The sequence below is a fragment of the Hydrogenivirga sp. genome, from assembly GCF_056450045.1.
In genome coordinates this window covers 1-16,725 of record NZ_JBWONM010000114.1, presented here as the reverse complement: position 1 = coordinate 16,725, position 16,725 = coordinate 1, and the positions used below count along the sequence as shown (strand labels likewise).

Below are 16,725 nucleotides of genomic sequence, written 5' to 3'. Positions count from 1 at the left end.
TTTTCTGGAGCGGGCGACGGGATTTGAACCCGCGACCTGCTGCATGGCAAGCAGCCGCTCTACCGCTGAGCTACACCCGCTTGAGAAATATTATAACCATTTCTCTCCCGAATTCCACAGGTGTGGGCTAAGATATTTAGCCATGAGGGTCACGGTAATAGGTGGGGGGTATGTAGGTCTCGTTACGGGTGCCTGCTTTTCCCACCTGGGCAACGAGGTCCTGATAGTTGAGAAGGTTCCCGAAAAGGTGGAGCTCCTGAGAAAGGGGATAAGTCCTATCTACGAGCCGGGTCTTGATGCTCTCCTGAGGGAAGGGATAGACAGCGGTAAGCTCAGCTTCACCACCGATATAAAGGAGGGTGTTGATTTCTCAGAGGTTGTGTTCATCTGCGTGGGAACACCTTCCCTGCCCGACGGCTCTGCCGACCTGTCTCAGGTTGAGGAGGTTGCCCGCCTGACGGCAAAGAATATGAGCTCCTACAAGCTCCTCGTTGAAAAGTCCACCGTTCCCGTAAACACCCACAGGCTCGTGAAGAAAACCCTTCAGAGATACCTTAAAGAGGACATCCCCTTTGATGTGGCTTCAAACCCCGAGTTCCTTAGGGAAGGCTCTGCGGTTGAGGACTTCCTGAACCCCGACAGGATAGTGGTCGGTGTGGAGAGCGAGAGGGCTGAGAGGATAATGAGGGAGCTTTACAGACCTCTAACGGAGAAGGGCTTTCCCCTCCTGGTAACGGACCCTGCCACCGCTGAGCTGATAAAGCACGCCTCCAATTCCTTCTTGGCGATGAAGATATCCTTCATAAACATGGTTGCGGACCTCTGTGAGAGGACCGGTGCGGATGTGGAGCTCGTTGCGGAGGGCATGGGCTACGACAAGAGGATAGGGAAGGACTTCCTGAAGGCTGGGATAGGATACGGTGGTTCCTGCTTTCCAAAGGATGTGAAGGCTTTCATAAAGATAGCTGAGGATATTGGTCTTGACTTTGGACTGCTCAGGGAGGTGGAGAAGATAAACTCCCAGAGGGTAAAGGTGTTCTTGGAGAAGGTTCTAAACGCTCTCTGGACCTTAAAGGATAAGAAGATAGCGGTCTGGGGTCTTTCCTTCAAGCCCAACACCGACGATATAAGGGAAGCTCCCTCCCTGAAGATAGTTCCGGAGCTCCTGAGGAGGGGGGCAAGGGTCTCTGCCTACGACCCTAAGGCTGTGGAAAACTTCAGGAGCCTATTTCCTCCGGGAGAGGACCTCAACTACGTTGGGGATAAGTACGAGGCTGTTAAGGGGGCGGAAGCACTCCTCATACTTACCGAATGGGATGAGTTTTCCAGCGCAGATATGGAGAAGGTGAGGGAGCTGATGGAGCTTCCCATTGTGATAGACGGAAGGAACGTCTTTGAACCTGAGCAGATGAGAAGACTTGGCTTTGAGTACTACTCTATCGGGAGACCTTAAAGACCTCCGGGTAGTGGATGGAATGCTTCTCAAACCACTGCTCAAGGTCCTTGTAGTCGTACTCTCCATCCCTTGAAAACACCTGCTCAAATTCATCAAAGCTCATGCCCTCAAGTATCCCGAGTATGTAATACCTAACACCCGGCTCGTCTTCAGGGTTCATCCTGTAAACCTCCTTGAGGATCTTGAGGGCTCTGTCTATCTCTCCAACCTCCCAGTAGAAGACACCCATATTTATAAGGAGGTTTATTATGTGTCTGTTCGTTGGATGCCTCCACTCGAGCCTGTCGGGGAGCTTTCCGTCTTGGGAGATGAGCTCGTAGGCTTTCCTGTAGCCCTCCTCAAGGACAAGCTCCGCCTCCTTTACCTTCCCCTCCATGTCGTAGATATCGCTCAGGAGTACGTAAGGCTCAAAGTAGTAGGGGTCTTCCTCTATCAGCCTCCTTAGTCCCTCCTTGAGCTCCTCAATCTTGCCGTCCCTCAGGAGCTTTCTGAGCTCTGAAAGCTTTTCGGCTGTCTTTCTCTCTCGGTCAACGAACTCTCTCATACCAGATAATATTAATCGCAAAGGAGGGTGAAACCTTGAGCTTCTTCAAGGGCATGAAGGTACTCCTGCCTCGTAATCCTGCGGGCTATCTCCGGGTAATCCTTAGCCTTGTAGTAGGGGAAGTACTGGTCCATTACGTTCACGGCGAGCTTTGGGTCAATGTCCCTCAAGAACTCCATGACCTCGGGGGTAGTTGATACGTCGTTGGGAAGGACGAGGTGTCTCACTATCAGCCCCCTCACGGCTATGCCGTCGCTATCAACCTCAAGATTGCCTACCTGTCTGTACATCTCCCTTATAGCCGCCTTGGCATGTTCGGGATAGTTTTTAACCTTTGAGTACTTCTTTCCAAACTCCTTTCGCAGGTACTTGAGGTCGGCGAGGTATATATCAACAACTCCATCAAGGAGCTGGAGGGACTCCAAAGAGTCAAAGGATGAGGTGTTGTAAACGATAGGTATCTTTAAGCCTCTCTGGATAGCCAGATAAAGGGCTTCAAGTATCTGGGGGACGACGTGGGAGGGAGAGACTAGGTTTATGTTGTGGACACCCGCCTCCTGAAGCTCAAGCATAAAGCCTGCGAGCTCTTCCGGAGTAACCTCCCTTCCCTCACCCAGATGGCTGACCTCGTAGTTCTGGCAGTAAACGCATCTCATGTTGCAGTAGGAGAAGAATATAGTCCCGCTACCCCTGTAGCCCCTTATGGGAAACTCCTCACCCCTGTGGGGGAAGTAGGAGGACACAAGGGCGTATCTTCCGGTCCTGCAGTAGCCCCGTTCGTCCTCAAGCCTATTCACCTCGCACCTGTGGGGGCAGACCATGCAGGACAGGAGCATCTCCCTCGCCTGCTCTACCCTTTCCTTAAGCTCTCCCTTCTCGTAGAGCTCCATGTAGGAGGAATACTTCATAACTATTAAGTTATATTCTTATCCGATGAAGGTTGAGTTTATAAAATCAACGGAGAAGGATTTCCCTCCCGCCGATAAGCCCGAAGTGGTCTTTGTGGGGAGGTCAAACGTGGGTAAGTCCTCTCTCATAAACATGGTGACCGGCAGGAATATAGCGAGGGTGAGCAAGGAACCTGGAAGGACTAGGGCTATAAACTACTTCCTCCTGGACGACAAGGTTTACCTCGTTGACGTTCCCGGATACGGCTTTGCCCGGGTTCCTCCTCAGGAACAGGAAAGGTGGAAGAGGATGATGGAGAACTACTTCTCGGAGAGAAAGGAGAACATAAAACAGGTCTTTGTACTTGTGGATTCCGTGGTAGGTGTTCAGAAACAGGACAGGCAGATGATAGAGTGGCTTGAATACCTGGGTATCCCCTTTACGGTTGTCCTCACAAAGACGGACAAGGCGAGCCAGAAGGAGCTCTCCAGAACGCTCAGGCAGGTGAAGGAGCTCGTAGGTGAGCTTGCGATAATAACAAGCTCAGCAAAGGAGGGTAAAGGAAGAAAAGAAATACTGAGCAGGATATTTTCATCCTGAAATTAAATATCAAACAATGTTTTAAAATTTCCTCCAAAGTATCTGCCATCTAAGGTCACGTACCTCAGAATCTTCTTCAGGTTCCTAAGACCCCTGAGGTCTTCAGGGGAGCTCAGCTTCCTCTCCCTTCTTCTCCTCACTATCTCCTTGGCACCTTCCTTACCTATGCCGGGTACCCTTAGGAGGAGTTCGTACTCAGCCCTGTTGAGCTCAACGGGGAAGAGGTGTGGGTTCCTCTTAGCCCAGGCCTCCTTCGGGTCAAGATCTTCGGGAAGCCTTCCCCCATCAAGGGGGAGATCCCTGTAGCTGAAGCCGTACTCCCTTATCAGAAAGTCCGCCTGATAGAGCCTGTGTTCCCTCAGCTTTGATTCGGGTGCCCTGTCTTCAAGGGGAGTTTCCTTCACGGGTCTGAAGGCGCTGTAATAGACCCTGCTGAGCCTGAGCTTCCTGTAAAGGTACTCACTGCTCCTTAAAATCTCCTCATCGGTCTCTCCGCAGACCCCTACCATAACCTGGGTTATGTGGCTCTTGCCCCTGTAGTTCTCAAGTATCCTGCTTACCTGAGCTATCTTCGGGACTATGTCCCTGCGAAGGCTCTTACCCCTCGCTATGCTCTTTAACCTCTCTTCGTTGGGAGCCTCTATGTTGATGGAGACCCTGTCCGCAAGCTTCACCGCTTCCTCAAGGGTCTGCTGGCTCACGCCCGGCATGAGCTTCAGATGGACATAGCCTCCGTACCCGTACCTCTCCCTGAGGATCTTTACCGTATCTATCATCTTCTCCATAGTTATCTCGGGGTGGAGGAAGACGCCCGAGGAGAGGAAGAGCCCCTCAACCCTACCCCTCCTGTAGAGCTCCATAAAACCTCTGGCGAGGTCATCAGGTTCAATCAGTAGCCTCGGGGTTGAGCCCCTGTCCCTGCGGAATATACAGTAGTCGCAGTTCTTGTCGCAGTAAGTTGACTGCATCACCTTCAAGATCGGCTTCTTTCCCTTGGGGGTAGAAGCTCTGTAGATGTACCTTTCAAGCTCCGGACCCTTTTCACACTCAAAGGAGGCGAGCCTGCTGAGAAGCCTTATCTTTCGGCGCAGATCCACCTTTCTAAGGATACTCAACTTGACCGATATCATCAACCTTTCCCTTAAAGGAGATATGCTTTAACAAAAGTTTTAGGAGGAACATTCAATGGCAAACCTACAGGAGCTCGCCGTGAGCTTTGGTAAGTTCGTGGCGGAGAGGGACGAGATACAGATAGAGGATATAGACGAAGAGACGGTTGAGGAGGTTGTTCAGGAGTTCATAAGACAGGTTTTGAAGGGGAGGAATTTGAGCGAGGAGGAGTACGCCCTCGTTCAGGTTGCGGTTGAACACGGACTTTTTGATGGAGCGACCGTAAACGAGATGGAAGGCTGAGCTAAAATTAGTTCTGTGGACGAGCTCAGCAGGCTGAGAGAGAGGATAGACCAGATTGACGAGGAAGTGCTCAGGCTCCTGAATGAACGGGCGGAGCTTGCCCGTCTTATAGGGGAGATCAAGAAGAAGAAGAATATGGAGATACACGTTCCCGAGAGGGAGAGAGCCATCTTTGAAAAGATACTCAGGCTCAACAGGGAGAAGTTCGGTGAGAGGTTTCCTTCCGAAGCCCTCGTTCACATATACCGGGAGATTATATCCGCCTGCCTCTCCTTAGAAAAGCCCCTCAAGATCGCCTACCTGGGACCTAAGGCTACCTTCACCCATCAGGCAGCCCTTGAGTTCTTCGGCTTCTCAGCCCAGTACGTGCCCTGTGCTACGATAAGGGACGTCTTCTTAGAGGTTGAGTCCGAAAGGGCGGACTACGGGGTGGTGCCCGTTGAGAACACTATAGAGGGGGTTGTGAACTACACCCTTGACATGTTCCTTGAGAGCGACCTCAAGATCTCGGGGGAGGTGGTGATTCCCATAAGCCTTCACCTTCTCTCAAACTCAGAGGACCTCTCCGAGGTGGAGAAGGTCTACTCCCACAAGGTAGCCCTCGGGCAGTGTAGGAAGTGGCTTGAAAAAAACCTCCCCCACGCCCAGCTGATTGAGACCGAGAGCACCGCAAAAGCCTGTGAGATAGCCTTAGAGGAGGAAGGCTCTGCGGCGGTTGCCAGCGAGGTAGCCAGCTACACCTACCACCTGAATATACTTGCGAGGAACATCCAAGAGAGCAGTGACAACTTCACCCGTTTTCTCGTCGTATCACGCAGGGAGATGAAGCCCACCGGGAAGGACAAGACGAGCCTGATATTTGCGGTCAGAGACGAGCCGGGAGCCCTCTACAGAGCCCTTGAGTCCTTCTACCTGAAGGGTGTTAACCTCACCAAGATTGAGTCAAGACCTTCAAGAAAGAGGGCTTGGGACTACGTCTTCTTTGTTGACCTTGAGGGACACAAGGATGAGGAGAAGGTAAGGGAGGTCCTTGAGGAGCTCAAAAAGAGAACCCAGATGGTCAAGATCCTCGGCTCTTACCCGAAGGCTCTCCTGAGCGAGTGAGCTCAAGACCGAGCATCCTCTTTATATCCGCAACGATTGAGTTGTAGCTGTAAACTGCATTAAGGTAAGCTATCCTGGCGGATTCGTAGTTCTGTCTCGCCTCAAGGAGCTCCACCTGAGAACCGACGCCTTCGGCGTATCTCTGGGTGGCGAAGCTGAGGGTCTCCTTTGCAGCCATCAGGGTATCCTCCCGCGCTTTGAGCTCCTCCTCAGAGCTCCTGAGCTGAGCAAGGAGAGACTCAAGCTCGTTTCTAAGCTTCTTCTCGGTAAACTCTATCTCCCTGCGGACCTTCTCTGCCTCTATCCTCTCCTGAAGGACCCTCTTGGGTCTCTTTCCTCCCTCAAATAAAGTAAAGTCAAGCCTAAGACCGAAGTTATAGCCGTGGCGGTAGTCCTCCTTAAGCTGTCCAGCCTCAAAATCCTTTATGTTCTCAAGGCTGTAGTTAAAGAATAGCCTGAGCTTGGGGAAGTAATCTGACCTCTTGAGCTCTACCTTGGCTACATCCACCCTGTGGGTCCTTCTGAGAACCCGGAGGGTAGTGTTCCCCTCCTTCAGCTTTCGGAAAGGTTCCCTGAGATTCAGGCTCACGGGAGCAAACTCTCCTTCAGGTTTTAGCTCACCCTCCAGACCGAGGAAGCTCTTGAGGGAGTTCAGGGAGGTCCTTAGGTCGCTCTCAGCCCTTATAAGGTCAGCCCTCGCCTGCCTGAGCTGTGCCCTCGCCCTCAGAAACTCGTACCGCGGAACTATCCCCCTCTCGTACTTCTCCTTCACGAGGGAAAAGTACCCCTCCCAGTAGCTCAGGGACTCCCTCTTCTCCTTGAGAACCTCCCTCTTCAGGAGGACAGCCCAGAAGAGCTTTTCTACCTCTGCAAGGAGGGTTGCCCTCACGTCCTCAATCACAGCCTGCTGGAGCTCCTCGCTCCTTTCCGCAAGCCTGAGGGCACTCCAGAGACTCTTATCAAAGAGGGACTGATTGAGGTTCAGGTTAAGGTAGTACTTGTTCTCTGGAACGAAGGAGGATATGTAGTTCTTATCCCATCTGGTATAGCTTGCGCTCAGGCTCACGGTAGGGAGGAGGCTACCCTTGAGCTCCTTTATCCTCTCCTCCAGCTTTCTCAGCTCAAGCTCGGACTTGACGCTCTCTATGTGATTCTTCAGTGCAAGCTCCTTAGCCTCCTCAAGGGTTATGCCCCACCCAAAGGATAGGAGAAGGAAGAAAAGGACGATCATCTCTCCCTCACCTTAGCACCTTCGTAGAGGAACATGAAGCCCTCAACAACTATCCTGTCTCCCTCCTTCAGACCGCCTCTGACCAAGACCCTACCCTCCTGATGGGAGAGAACTTCAACGGGAACCCTGACAGCCCTTGAGTTTCTGACCACCCACAGGAAGCTCTCCCTCTCCGATAGCTGGAGAGCCTGCTCGGGAACGGACACCGCTCTGACCTTAAGGTAATCAAAGGAGACCACCCCGTAGGAGCCGGGCTTTATCCTCCCTTCCCTGTTCTGGTACAGGGCTTTGACGGTAAAGAGCCTGTTTTTATCGGCGGAGGGTGATATGTAGGAGACCTTGAGCCTCCTGCCATCTACGTTGACCTCCTTTCCAACCCTAAGGGTGTGAGCTACCTCCTGAGGGACTTTGAAGACGAACCTTATCGGTGAGAAGCTCACGAGCTCGTAGGTTCCCGTCTGAGGACTAACGTAATCCCCTACCTCCACGAGCCTCCTCAGGACAAAGCCATCTATCGGGCTCCTTAAGAGCGTTCTCTCAAGTTCTATCCTCTTCCTCTCTAAAAGCGCCTTAAGGGAGCTTACCTGAGCCTTCAAGACGCTGAGGCGAGTCTTAGCCTCTTCGTACTCCTCCCTGCTTATAAGCTCTTTTTCGTAGAGGGCTTTCCTCCTCTCATAGACAGCCCTCTGATTCTCAAGCTCGCTCTCGGCACGTTTTAGGTTTGCGAGAGCCTCCTCATAAGCCTTCCTGTAGGTTGAGTCCTCTATCTTGAGGAGGGGTTCTCCCTTTTTCACCCTTTCCCCCTCATCTACAAACAGCCTCACAACCCTTCCGCTTACCTCCGGCTTCAGGACGAGAGAGTGAACAGCCTCAAAGAAACCGCTCGTTCTGTACTTTATGTAGTGCTCACCAAACTCAGCTGGGGTGGTCCTTACCTCAAAGACCCTCTCCCCCTTCTTACCCTCCGTCTTCTTCTCACCAGTGCAGGAGAGGAGAGAGAGGAAGATCAGGAAGACCACCGCTACTGACTGACCCGTCATAAGGCGTATTATAATACCACCCATGTACAGATTCTTCATAAACCGCCCGGTGACCACCTTCATGCTCATGCTCTCCTTCGTTATCCTCGGCATATACGCCTACAGGAACATCCCCGTTGACAGGTTCCCCGACGTTGACTTCCCCATGGTCGTCATAAGCACAACCTATAAGGGGGCAAACCCCTACGTCGTTGATACAACGGTAACACGGGTCATAGAGGAGGACCTCGCCAGCATCAGCGGAGTTGATGCGATCATATCCAAGAGCTACACAGGTCTTTCAAGGATAACTGTGGTCTTTGACCTTGACAAGGATATTGATGTTGCAGCCCAGGAGGTAAGGGACATAGCCCAGAGGGCGTTCAGGAGGCTACCTGAGGGTGCCGATCCCCCGGTTGTCAGGAAGCTGAATACCTCCCTGTCTCCCATAATGGCGGTTCTCGTCTATGGAGATGTGGACTACGATGTGGTCTCCTTCTTCGCGGACAAGGTGGTTAAGAGGGAGTTTGAGAGGGTAAGGGGTGTGGGGGAGGTTCACTTAGGGGGCTTTAGGGACAGGGTTCTCTGGATAAGGGTGGACCCCGACAGGCTGAGCGCGAGGAACATGACCGTTGGGGACGTTATAAACGCCTTCAAGAGGAATCATGTAGAGACGCCTGCCGGCGTGATTTACAGCAAGAACAGGGAGTACGTCCTGAGGATAGTGGGAAAGTTCAGGAACGCTTCGGAGCTCAACGATATGGTCATAGGGAGGGGCGTGAGGCTGAGAGACGTAGGGCACGCTGAGTTTTCCTACGATGAGCGCAGAAACGCTGTGCGCTTCAACCTCAAGTCTGCTGTAGCCCTTATAATCTACAAGGAGAGCAAATCAAACACCGTTGAGACCTCCAAGAGGGTCTGGGAGAAGATAGAGGAGCTCAGGAGGATAGCTCCAAAGGGAGTGAAGATTGACGTAAACTACGATGCCTCCGTCTTCATAGAAAGGAGCGTAAAGGACGCAACCCACGAGATAGCGGTGGGGAGCCTTCTGACCGCCCTCGTTGTCTTCCTCTTCTTGGGAAGCCTCCGCTTCACCCTCATACCCGTCTTAGCCATACCCATATCCATCCTCGGGACGGTATTCCTCCTCTACCTCACGGGCAACTCACTCAACACCATGAGCCTTCTGGCTCTCGCTGTCGCTGTTGGGATAGTTATAGACGACGCCATAGTCGTCCTTGAGAGCATATACAGGAGGAACGAAGAGGGGCTCAGAGGAAAGGAGGCAGCTATAAAGGGGACGCGCATAGTGGTGTTCGCTCTGCTCGCCTCAACCTCTTCCCTCATAGTCATCTTCCTGCCCGTCCTCTTTCTCAAGGGACCTATAGGGACCTTCTTCGGTGTCTTCACCCTCTCCCTCATAACCTCCATAGCGATATCCTATCTCGTCTCAGTCTCCTTCACTCCCATGCTCTCTGCAAGGCTCGTGAGGGCTGGAGGCAAGAACCCCTTCATGAGAGCTTACGAGAGGTTTGAGGGCTGGTTTGACCGCCTCCTCAGATGGTCTCTTGACCACAAGCTCCTCGTGGTGCTCTTCTCCCTCGGGACCGTGGTGGGGGGCTTCCAGCTCGCAAAGATGACGAAGAAGGAGTTCTTCCCCCTCGTGGACGAGGGCAGGTTCATCATAAGGTTTGAGACGCCCTTGGGCTCTTCCTTTGAGTTCACCAACAGGAAGGCGAAGGAGATAGAGAGGGCTATAATGGGGAACCCCTACGTTCTGAGGTACGGGATGGCTGTGGGTGAAGGGTTGATAAGCCCAACGGTGAACGGAGGGATGTTCTTCGTTACCCTCAAAGACAGGGATGAAAGACCCCACCAGAGGGTGGTCATGGAGATGATAAGGAGGGAGATAAGGAAGATAAAGGACCTCAGGGCTTCCGTTGAGGTACCCTCCGTTGTGGGTGCGAGGGGAGGAAGGCAGACGGACATCCAGTATGTCGTCAGGGGGGACTCCCTTGAGGAGCTGGGGAGGATAGCCCAGAAGCTGAAGACCTTCCTTGAGGAGGCTGGCGGTTACACCGATGTTGATACGGACATAAGGATAAACCAGCCGGAGGTGAGGATAACCATAGACAGAAACAGGCTCTACGACCTCGGGCTCTCGGTCAGGGATATAGGGGATACCCTGAGTGCCCTCTTTGGCAAGCTCTGGATAGGAACCTACGAGCTCGGTTCGGAGAGCTACGATGTTTATATAAAAGCCCGAGAGGGCTTCCTGAAGAGCTATGAGAACCTTAAGAGGGTTTACCTGAGGGCGGGAAGTGGAGAGCTCGTCCCCCTTACCTCGGTGATAAGGTATGAGCTCGCCCCCGGCTACACCGTTATCAACAGATACAACAGGCAGTACTCCTTCATCCTCTTCGCCAACCTTGAGGGGAAGAGCCTCGGCACTGCGGTTGAGGAGATAGAGGGCTTCCTCAGAAATATACTCCCTCCCGGATACACCTACGAGCCCACGGGAGCCACCAAGGAGTTCCAGAGGGCTTTTAAGGGTCTCGCCTTTGCGCTGGTAGTTGCCGTAATAGGTGTCTATATGGTTCTCGCCTCCCTATTTGAGAGCCTCATCCATCCCTTCACCGTCATGCTTACTCTTCCCCTTGCGGTTTCTGGAGTCTTCGGTCTCCTTTACCTTTCCGGCAACAGCCTCAGTGTACCTTCCTACTTTGGGATAATCCTCCTCATAGGTATAGTGGCGAGGGACTCGGTCCTCTTCATAGAGAGGATAGTCCAGCTGAGGAAGGAGGGGGAAGGCGTGAGAGAGGCTATAATGAAGGCGAGGAAGGAGAGGCTCAGACCTATACTTATGACCACCCTTACCATAATGTTCGCCCTCCTCCCCGTTGCCCTCGGGCTGACAGAAGGCTCTGAGCTCAGAAAGCCCCTCGCCCTATCCGTCATAGGTGGTCTGATAACAGCCCTTCCCCTAAGCCTGATAGTTATACCTGTAGTTTACGAGTCCTTTGAGAAGCTCAGTTCCCTCCGCAATCGGTCTCTTCCCGGTAAAGGTTGAGGAGCTCCGCAGAGCTTTTTCCCCTTACGAGCTCAATCTTAGCCAGCTCCTCCTCCTCATAGCACCCGCTTCCTCCATTCACGAAGTACTCAAAGCCCTTGAGCCTGTAGTTTCCCACCTCCCACTCCTCCTCAAAAGCCCAGCCTGTGAGGGTTTCATGGTCTCCCGTCCTCAGGGTGTAGGGTCTTCCCTCCGAACGGAGCCTCTTTGCCTCAACACCCTCAACACCGAGTATGAGGGGGTCCCTACCGTCGGGTGAGTTGTCGTATATGATTGAAAAGGATATATCCCTGCAAAGGACGGACAGCCTTCCCTCCCACCCGTAGGGTCTGTCGGTTATACTGCAGTCATCCGCCTTCCTCTTCTCAACCGTCAGGCTTGAACAGGACACAAGGAAAAGAAAGAGGCACAGGATGACCTTCATCACCCCTAAATATAGGCTTGTGTTCTACACTTTTGTATAATCCATTGGGAGGAAGATCATGTGGAGAGTTGTATATACAGGTCAGAGACCCCATCACGAGAACATGGCTCTTGACCAGATAATGCTTGAGCTGAAGTCCGAAGGTCGCATACCCAACACGATAAGGTTTCTCCAGTTCAAGCCCGAGTGCGCCCTGATAGGTTACCATCAGGCTGTTGAGCAGGAGGTAAGGGAAGAGTACACCTCAAGGGAAGGAATAGAGGTCGGGAGGAGGATAACGGGCGGTGGAGCCATATACTTTGACGAGAGCCAGATAGGCTGGGAGGTCATAGCTGACAGGAGGGACTTCGGGGATGCGAGCTACGAAGAGATAACGAGAAGGATATGCACAGCGGGTGCGAAGGCACTCCAGAAGCTTGGGATAAACGCCCAGTTCAGACCCCGCAACGATATTGAGGTTGAGGGCAAGAAGATATCGGGAACGGGCGGAGTCTTTGAAGGAAACTCCTTCCTGTATCAGGGAACCGTCCTCGTTGACTTCAACGTTGAGAGGATGCTCAAGTCCCTCCAGATACCTGTTGAGAAGCTCACCTCAAAGGGAATAAAGGCTGCGGAGGACAGGGTAACCTGGCTAAAGAGGGAGCTGAAGAAGGTTCCCACGAGAGAGGAGATATTTGAGGCTTTCATAGAAGCCTTTGAGGAGGAGTTCGGGATAAAAGCCCAGTGGGGTGAGCTCACCGAAGAGGAGAAGAGGCTCCTTGAGGAGAAGAAGGACTACTTCAGGAGCGAGGAGTGGGTATATCACGTCAAGCGTGCTCCCGAGAGCTCGGAGGTTCTCTTCGGCATATACAGGTGTCCGGGAGGGACCTTCAGGGTATCCGCCAAGGTTGATACAGAGAGGAACCTGCTCCAGCAGGTTGTTATTAACGGAGACCTCTTCATAAACCCAAAGAAGCTCATCTACGACCTTGAGGCGTACCTCAAGCACACACCCGTTCAGGACGTAGAGAGGAGGATAAGAGAGTTCTTTGAGAAGAACCCCTTTGAGAGCGTGAACCTCACACCCGATGACTTCGTTGAGGCTGTCATGTTTCCTCTCAGAAAGCTTGAGGCTCAGGACCTTGGACTGAAAAAAAAAGAGCTGAATAAGGTAATAGGGAGCATAGGCGGAAGCCTAAAGGAGAACATCAAAAACGCCAAGGTCATGCTCCTGCCTTACTGCGCCAAGCCCTCCTGGTGTGACTACAGGCATACCGACGACTGCGGTGAGTGCGGTGGTTGCACGGTTGGAGACCTCTACCGCATGGCTTACGAGAGGGGGATGATACCCATAACCATAACGAGCTTTGAGATGCTAAGAGACACCCTCCAGTGGTGTGCCCAGAACGGCTACACCTACATAGGACACTGTTGTTACGAGTTCTACGAGAAGCGCTACGAGATATTCCGCAAGGCTAAGGACTGGGGAGCAAACGGGGTCCTGATAGACATAATAGGTACTACGTGCTACGACCTTGGGGTTGAAGAAGAGGAGAAGGCATACCACGGCGAGTTTCAGGTAGAGCTTGACCTCTTCGTTGAGGATTCAGAGAAGATCCTCTCCCTAAAGGAAAAGGTTGAGGAGCACAACGGAAAGGAGAGAAGGGAGAGACCCAAGCCTGCGGAAGCTCTTAGGGAGTTCATCCCCGAGTACTACAAGATACCAAAGGCTGTCTCCGGTCCGGAGGAGGACAGGACGCGCCTCCCCATAGTGAAAGAGAAGGACAAGGAGGTAGGCTTCATAAACGGAGAGAAGGTTAGCTACGAGAGAGCTCTTGAGGAGGCTGTTAGGTTGCTCCTTGAGGCTCAGAGACCAACCATTATCGTTGGACCCCTCGTCCTGTGGAGCTGGAGCGAGGAGAGTAGGGAGAAGGCGAGGCTTGTGAAGGAGCTAAAGAGCCTCTTCCCCAACCTGAACGTCCACGTCCTTCCCGATTACAGACCCAAGAACAAGAGCTTTGACCCCTCCCGGGAGATAGACCCACCCAATCCCCACCTCTCCATACTCCACGGCAACCACGACCTCACGCTGATGCTCGGTGTCCACTGCTACAGAACCGACTTCGTGATAAGGCTCCTGAGAAAACACACAGACACCAGGATAGTGACCCTGTGTAACCTCTACGGACACCCCGATGCGGACGTATCCCTGAGCGGTATGAACCCAGCGAAGCTGAAGGGGTTTGTGGAAAAAACTACTAAGAGACAATTAAGCGAAGCATAGGCTCCTGCTCTTCAATCTTCAGGCTGTAATTAACTATTTCGCAGGCTAACTGTGCCATTTGTATGAAGTTCTGTACACTGTAATTAGTTCCTATATACCAATTTCCCCTAAGCTTGTCCTTGTGTTTGGTTGATAAATCAATTCTGTTGCCATACAATTCTTGTATGTTTTTTGATATAAATACCCTTTTCTTCCCACGTCCCTTCTTATAAAACACATTTAAGAAGCCGTGATGCTCATCTTCAATTAGATTTAGAAGAGTTTTTACCAAATCTTTCATATACTTAAAGTTATAATGCTTACCCTTATAAACTAATAGAAACTGTCTAAATTTTTTGCTCTTGGTTTTAAGTATTGATGCAGTCTGAAGATAATTGGGTTTATACCTACTTTCATCCGTATTGTGGTCATCATATATATCGGGCTTAGATACATATAAAGGCATATCCTGAGATATTTCTTGTAAAAATTGACGTACTATGTTTATATCAACATCCGTGTTTATTTTTTGACTTAGCTTGTCAGATATTAAATCCACAAGTAATTCTTCAGGTTCAGATACTATATCATGCCAAACCTCTGCTATATGTAGCTTGGTCAACAGGGCGCTACGGGCACACTTAATAGATTCTCCATTTGAAATAGAGTTCTTGCTCAGATACTTTTTAAATTGCTCCTCCGCATAACTGATATTATCAAGTATGTTAAAACTAACAAACTTTCTATCGTCCCACTTTATATTCCTTTCTGTGGGAAGGTAAAACCACCACTCCTTACCATTCGTTAAGATTGCTAGTTCTATTCCTTCTGTATAGGCATAACGTAGTAGCTGTTCCTCATGGGCAGATAAAATTTCACCTATATTTTTTGCTTCTATGAAAACTACAGGTCTTTTACCTACGAACAAAGCGTAATCCACTATACCTCTGGCAGACTTATATTGTGGAACTACTTCTTCGCTCCAAGTATCCCATCCTAATGCCTCAAGCACAGGCAGTATTATGTATTGACACACTTGATGCTCATTTAAGTTGGGTCTTTGGTTGAGCTTATTAGCTAAGCTCCCAAGTACATCTATTAAAGCCATCCTGCTATTCTAAACTAATATATCACACACGTAACATAACTCAAACCTGCCCCATGAGCATCAGCTGTCTCATCGTCTCCTTGTAAGCCCTCTGGACTTCCTGGGCAGCCTTCTGGACATCTTCAAAGCCAAGTATGCCTGCGGATATGGCGAGGTTCCGGCATCCAGCCTTTACGACCTCTGCAACCCTGTAGGGCATTATGCCGCCGATGCACACTATTGGCTTTTCCGATATCCTGACTGCCTCCTTCAGGGCTTCAACACCTACGAGCTTGTACTTCTCCTTTGTCGTTGTGGGATATATGGAACCAAAGCCTATGTAGTCTATGGGAAGCTCCTGAGCTCTCCTGACCTCCTCAAGGCTGTTTGCGGTGTAACCTATGTAGAGCTTATCCCCCACCACCTTCCTCACCGCTTCAGGAGGAAGGTCCTCCTTGCCCACGTGAACTCCGTCCGCATCAACGGCAAGGGCGAGGTCTGCCCTGTCGTTAACTACCAAGTCTGCGTTGTACTTACGGGTGAGCTCCCTGAGCTTCAGGAGCTCCTCATACATCTCCCGGGTGTTTTTATCCTTGAAGCGATACTGAACAGCGGTAACACCGCCCTGAAGAGCCTTCTCTATAGTCTCAAGTAGGTCCCTTCCTTTGAAGTACTTGTCATCGGTTATGAGATATATGGTAAGTTTCATCTTTTCCTGGTTAACCAAACCGCACACTTGTGCAGTCCGGTACGGGGGTATTTATATCCCGCCTCTTCAGGGTGCCCATAGCCCCCGCTGGCGGTATTTGGACACCCATAGACCCTGCCCCAGGTCGCAGGATCTTGCGTCCCCGTAAGGGGATTCTCCCCACGTCCCCTGAAATTAGCAAAGCTTTCAAGGGAGAGAGACACCTGGGAGTTTTCCGCCTCTCAGGGGAGAGCGCAGTCAGCACCGCTACCCTCAGCACTCGCCAGAGATTGTACGAAGCCCCTCTCGGAAACTTCGGAGCGGACGGGTTCCTTCCATCGGTTGACCCATCAGCCCTCCCTGACTCACACTGAGGGCTTTCTATCAATGCTCTGTAATTCTTAGGTATCCTTTCGTATAGTCCAAGACCCCTCCTTGCTATCACCCACGCACTCGCTACGTCCTTTGTGAGACTAAGCTGTGGTGCATATTTGAGCATTCCTATCACGCTCGTATATGCAGGATTCACCTCCCTAACAGCTATACCGTATCTCCTTGCAAGGCTAACTATCCTCTCTTTCAGCTTTTTGTATGAGAAAAGGTGCTTTATCCTCCTTGACTTCCTTCCTGTGTAGTCTCCCCTAAAGCCTTTGTCCTTGATTTTGAGCTTTTCAAGGGCTATCCCCTTCCTCTTTTCTAAGGCAAGTCTAACTATCTCATGAGCGTATATCCATGCCCAGTAATCTCTCTTTTCTTTCCTCCCGTCCCACAGGTGAGGTGTAGGTATCTCTCCGTAGCTTTTCAGGTTCCCGTCTTTCCCTACCTCCGCCCAGGCTATGTGTGCGGGAAATGCGTTAAGGTCTATTCCTATTGCTCCCTTGCTAAAGTTTATCTCTATCTCCGGCACTTCTTCCTCAAAGGTTATGTAGCAGTAATACCTTGAGTTCCTCTTTTGAATC

At 51.3% G+C, this 16,725-nt stretch carries 15 protein-coding genes and 1 tRNA gene; 6 read left to right on the top strand and 10 right to left on the bottom strand.

Going from position 1 to position 16,725, the window contains the following annotated elements:
• Positions 1-5: 5 nt before the first annotated feature.
• Positions 6-80: transfer RNA gene (locus tag AC1HCM_RS04880), tRNA-Gly, on the bottom strand.
• 62 nt (positions 81-142) lie between these two features.
• On the opposite strand from AC1HCM_RS04880, the gene AC1HCM_RS04875 reads away from it, so the two are divergent.
• A complete protein-coding gene (locus AC1HCM_RS04875; protein WP_479460651.1) occupies positions 143-1,453 on the top strand; it encodes a UDP-glucose dehydrogenase family protein in 1,311 nt (436 codons plus the stop codon).
• Here the strand turns inward: AC1HCM_RS04875 and AC1HCM_RS04870 are convergent.
• Both AC1HCM_RS04870 and AC1HCM_RS04865 read right to left on the bottom strand, forming a co-directional pair.
• A complete protein-coding gene (locus tag AC1HCM_RS04870; protein WP_479460650.1) occupies positions 1,437-2,000 on the bottom strand; it encodes a tetratricopeptide repeat protein in 564 nt (187 codons plus the stop codon). The genes AC1HCM_RS04875 and AC1HCM_RS04870 overlap by 17 nt on opposite strands.
• A gap of 11 nt (positions 2,001-2,011) precedes the next feature.
• Positions 2,012-2,908, bottom strand: coding sequence for a radical SAM protein (locus AC1HCM_RS04865; RefSeq protein WP_479460649.1), 897 nt, complete (start codon positions 2,906-2,908; stop codon positions 2,012-2,014).
• A gap of 25 nt (positions 2,909-2,933) precedes the next feature.
• On the opposite strand from AC1HCM_RS04865, the gene yihA reads away from it, so the two are divergent.
• On the top strand, positions 2,934-3,488 hold the full coding sequence (gene yihA / locus AC1HCM_RS04860; protein ID WP_479460648.1) for a ribosome biogenesis GTP-binding protein YihA/YsxC: 555 nt from the start codon (positions 2,934-2,936) through the stop codon (positions 3,486-3,488).
• Between the two features lie 2 nt (positions 3,489-3,490).
• Here the strand turns inward: yihA and AC1HCM_RS04855 are convergent, their stop codons facing one another.
• The gene (locus AC1HCM_RS04855; RefSeq protein ID WP_479460647.1) at positions 3,491-4,618 is read right to left on the bottom strand and encodes a radical SAM protein; all 1,128 of its coding nucleotides are present in this window, start codon (positions 4,616-4,618) and stop codon (positions 3,491-3,493) included.
• 55 nt (positions 4,619-4,673) lie between these two features.
• Between AC1HCM_RS04855 and AC1HCM_RS04850 the strand changes: the two genes are divergently transcribed.
• The gene (locus AC1HCM_RS04850; RefSeq protein ID WP_479460646.1) at positions 4,674-4,901 is read left to right on the top strand and encodes a hypothetical protein; all 228 of its coding nucleotides are present in this window, start codon (positions 4,674-4,676) and stop codon (positions 4,899-4,901) included.
• Positions 4,902-4,916: 15 nt separating this feature from the next.
• On the top strand, positions 4,917-6,005 hold the full coding sequence (pheA, locus tag AC1HCM_RS04845; RefSeq protein WP_479460645.1) for a prephenate dehydratase: 1,089 nt from the start codon (positions 4,917-4,919) through the stop codon (positions 6,003-6,005).
• Here the strand turns inward: pheA and AC1HCM_RS04840 are convergent.
• Entirely contained in the window at positions 5,962-7,236 is a 1,275-nt protein-coding gene (locus AC1HCM_RS04840; protein WP_479460644.1) for a TolC family protein, read from the bottom strand. The two genes, pheA and AC1HCM_RS04840, sit on opposite strands and share 44 nt — an antisense overlap.
• Positions 7,233-8,300 carry an efflux RND transporter periplasmic adaptor subunit gene (locus AC1HCM_RS04835; RefSeq protein WP_479460643.1) on the bottom strand — a complete coding sequence of 356 codons (1,068 nt, stop codon included), beginning with the start codon at positions 8,298-8,300 and terminating at the stop codon, positions 7,233-7,235. The genes AC1HCM_RS04840 and AC1HCM_RS04835 overlap by 4 nt, the downstream gene beginning before the upstream one ends.
• Between AC1HCM_RS04835 and AC1HCM_RS04830 the strand changes: the two genes are divergently transcribed.
• Positions 8,299-11,325, top strand: coding sequence for an efflux RND transporter permease subunit (locus AC1HCM_RS04830; protein WP_479460642.1), 3,027 nt, complete (start codon positions 8,299-8,301; stop codon positions 11,323-11,325). The two genes, AC1HCM_RS04835 and AC1HCM_RS04830, sit on opposite strands and share 2 nt — an antisense overlap.
• Here AC1HCM_RS04830 and AC1HCM_RS04825 read toward each other — a convergent pair.
• Positions 11,285-11,749, bottom strand: coding sequence for a hypothetical protein (locus AC1HCM_RS04825; RefSeq protein ID WP_479460641.1), 465 nt, complete (start codon positions 11,747-11,749; stop codon positions 11,285-11,287). The two genes, AC1HCM_RS04830 and AC1HCM_RS04825, sit on opposite strands and share 41 nt — an antisense overlap.
• 58 nt (positions 11,750-11,807) lie before the next feature.
• On the opposite strand from AC1HCM_RS04825, the gene AC1HCM_RS04820 reads away from it, so the two are divergent.
• Positions 11,808-14,012: a carbon monoxide dehydrogenase beta subunit family protein gene (locus AC1HCM_RS04820; protein WP_479460640.1), complete on the top strand. Its 2,205-nt coding sequence runs from the start codon at positions 11,808-11,810 to the stop codon at positions 14,010-14,012.
• Here the strand turns inward: AC1HCM_RS04820 and AC1HCM_RS04815 are convergent.
• From AC1HCM_RS04815 to AC1HCM_RS04805, 3 genes are all read right to left on the bottom strand, one after another.
• The gene (locus tag AC1HCM_RS04815; protein ID WP_479460639.1) at positions 13,987-15,099 is read right to left on the bottom strand and encodes a type I restriction endonuclease; all 1,113 of its coding nucleotides are present in this window, start codon (positions 15,097-15,099) and stop codon (positions 13,987-13,989) included. The genes AC1HCM_RS04820 and AC1HCM_RS04815 overlap by 26 nt on opposite strands.
• Positions 15,100-15,139: 40 nt before the next feature.
• On the bottom strand, positions 15,140-15,787 hold the full coding sequence (thiE, locus tag AC1HCM_RS04810) for a thiamine phosphate synthase (protein WP_479460638.1): 648 nt from the start codon (positions 15,785-15,787) through the stop codon (positions 15,140-15,142).
• A 10-nt stretch (positions 15,788-15,797) separates the two neighbouring features.
• Positions 15,798-16,725 (bottom strand): IS200/IS605 family accessory protein TnpB-related protein (locus AC1HCM_RS04805; protein WP_479460637.1); only part of this gene is annotated, 928 nt, incomplete at its 5' end.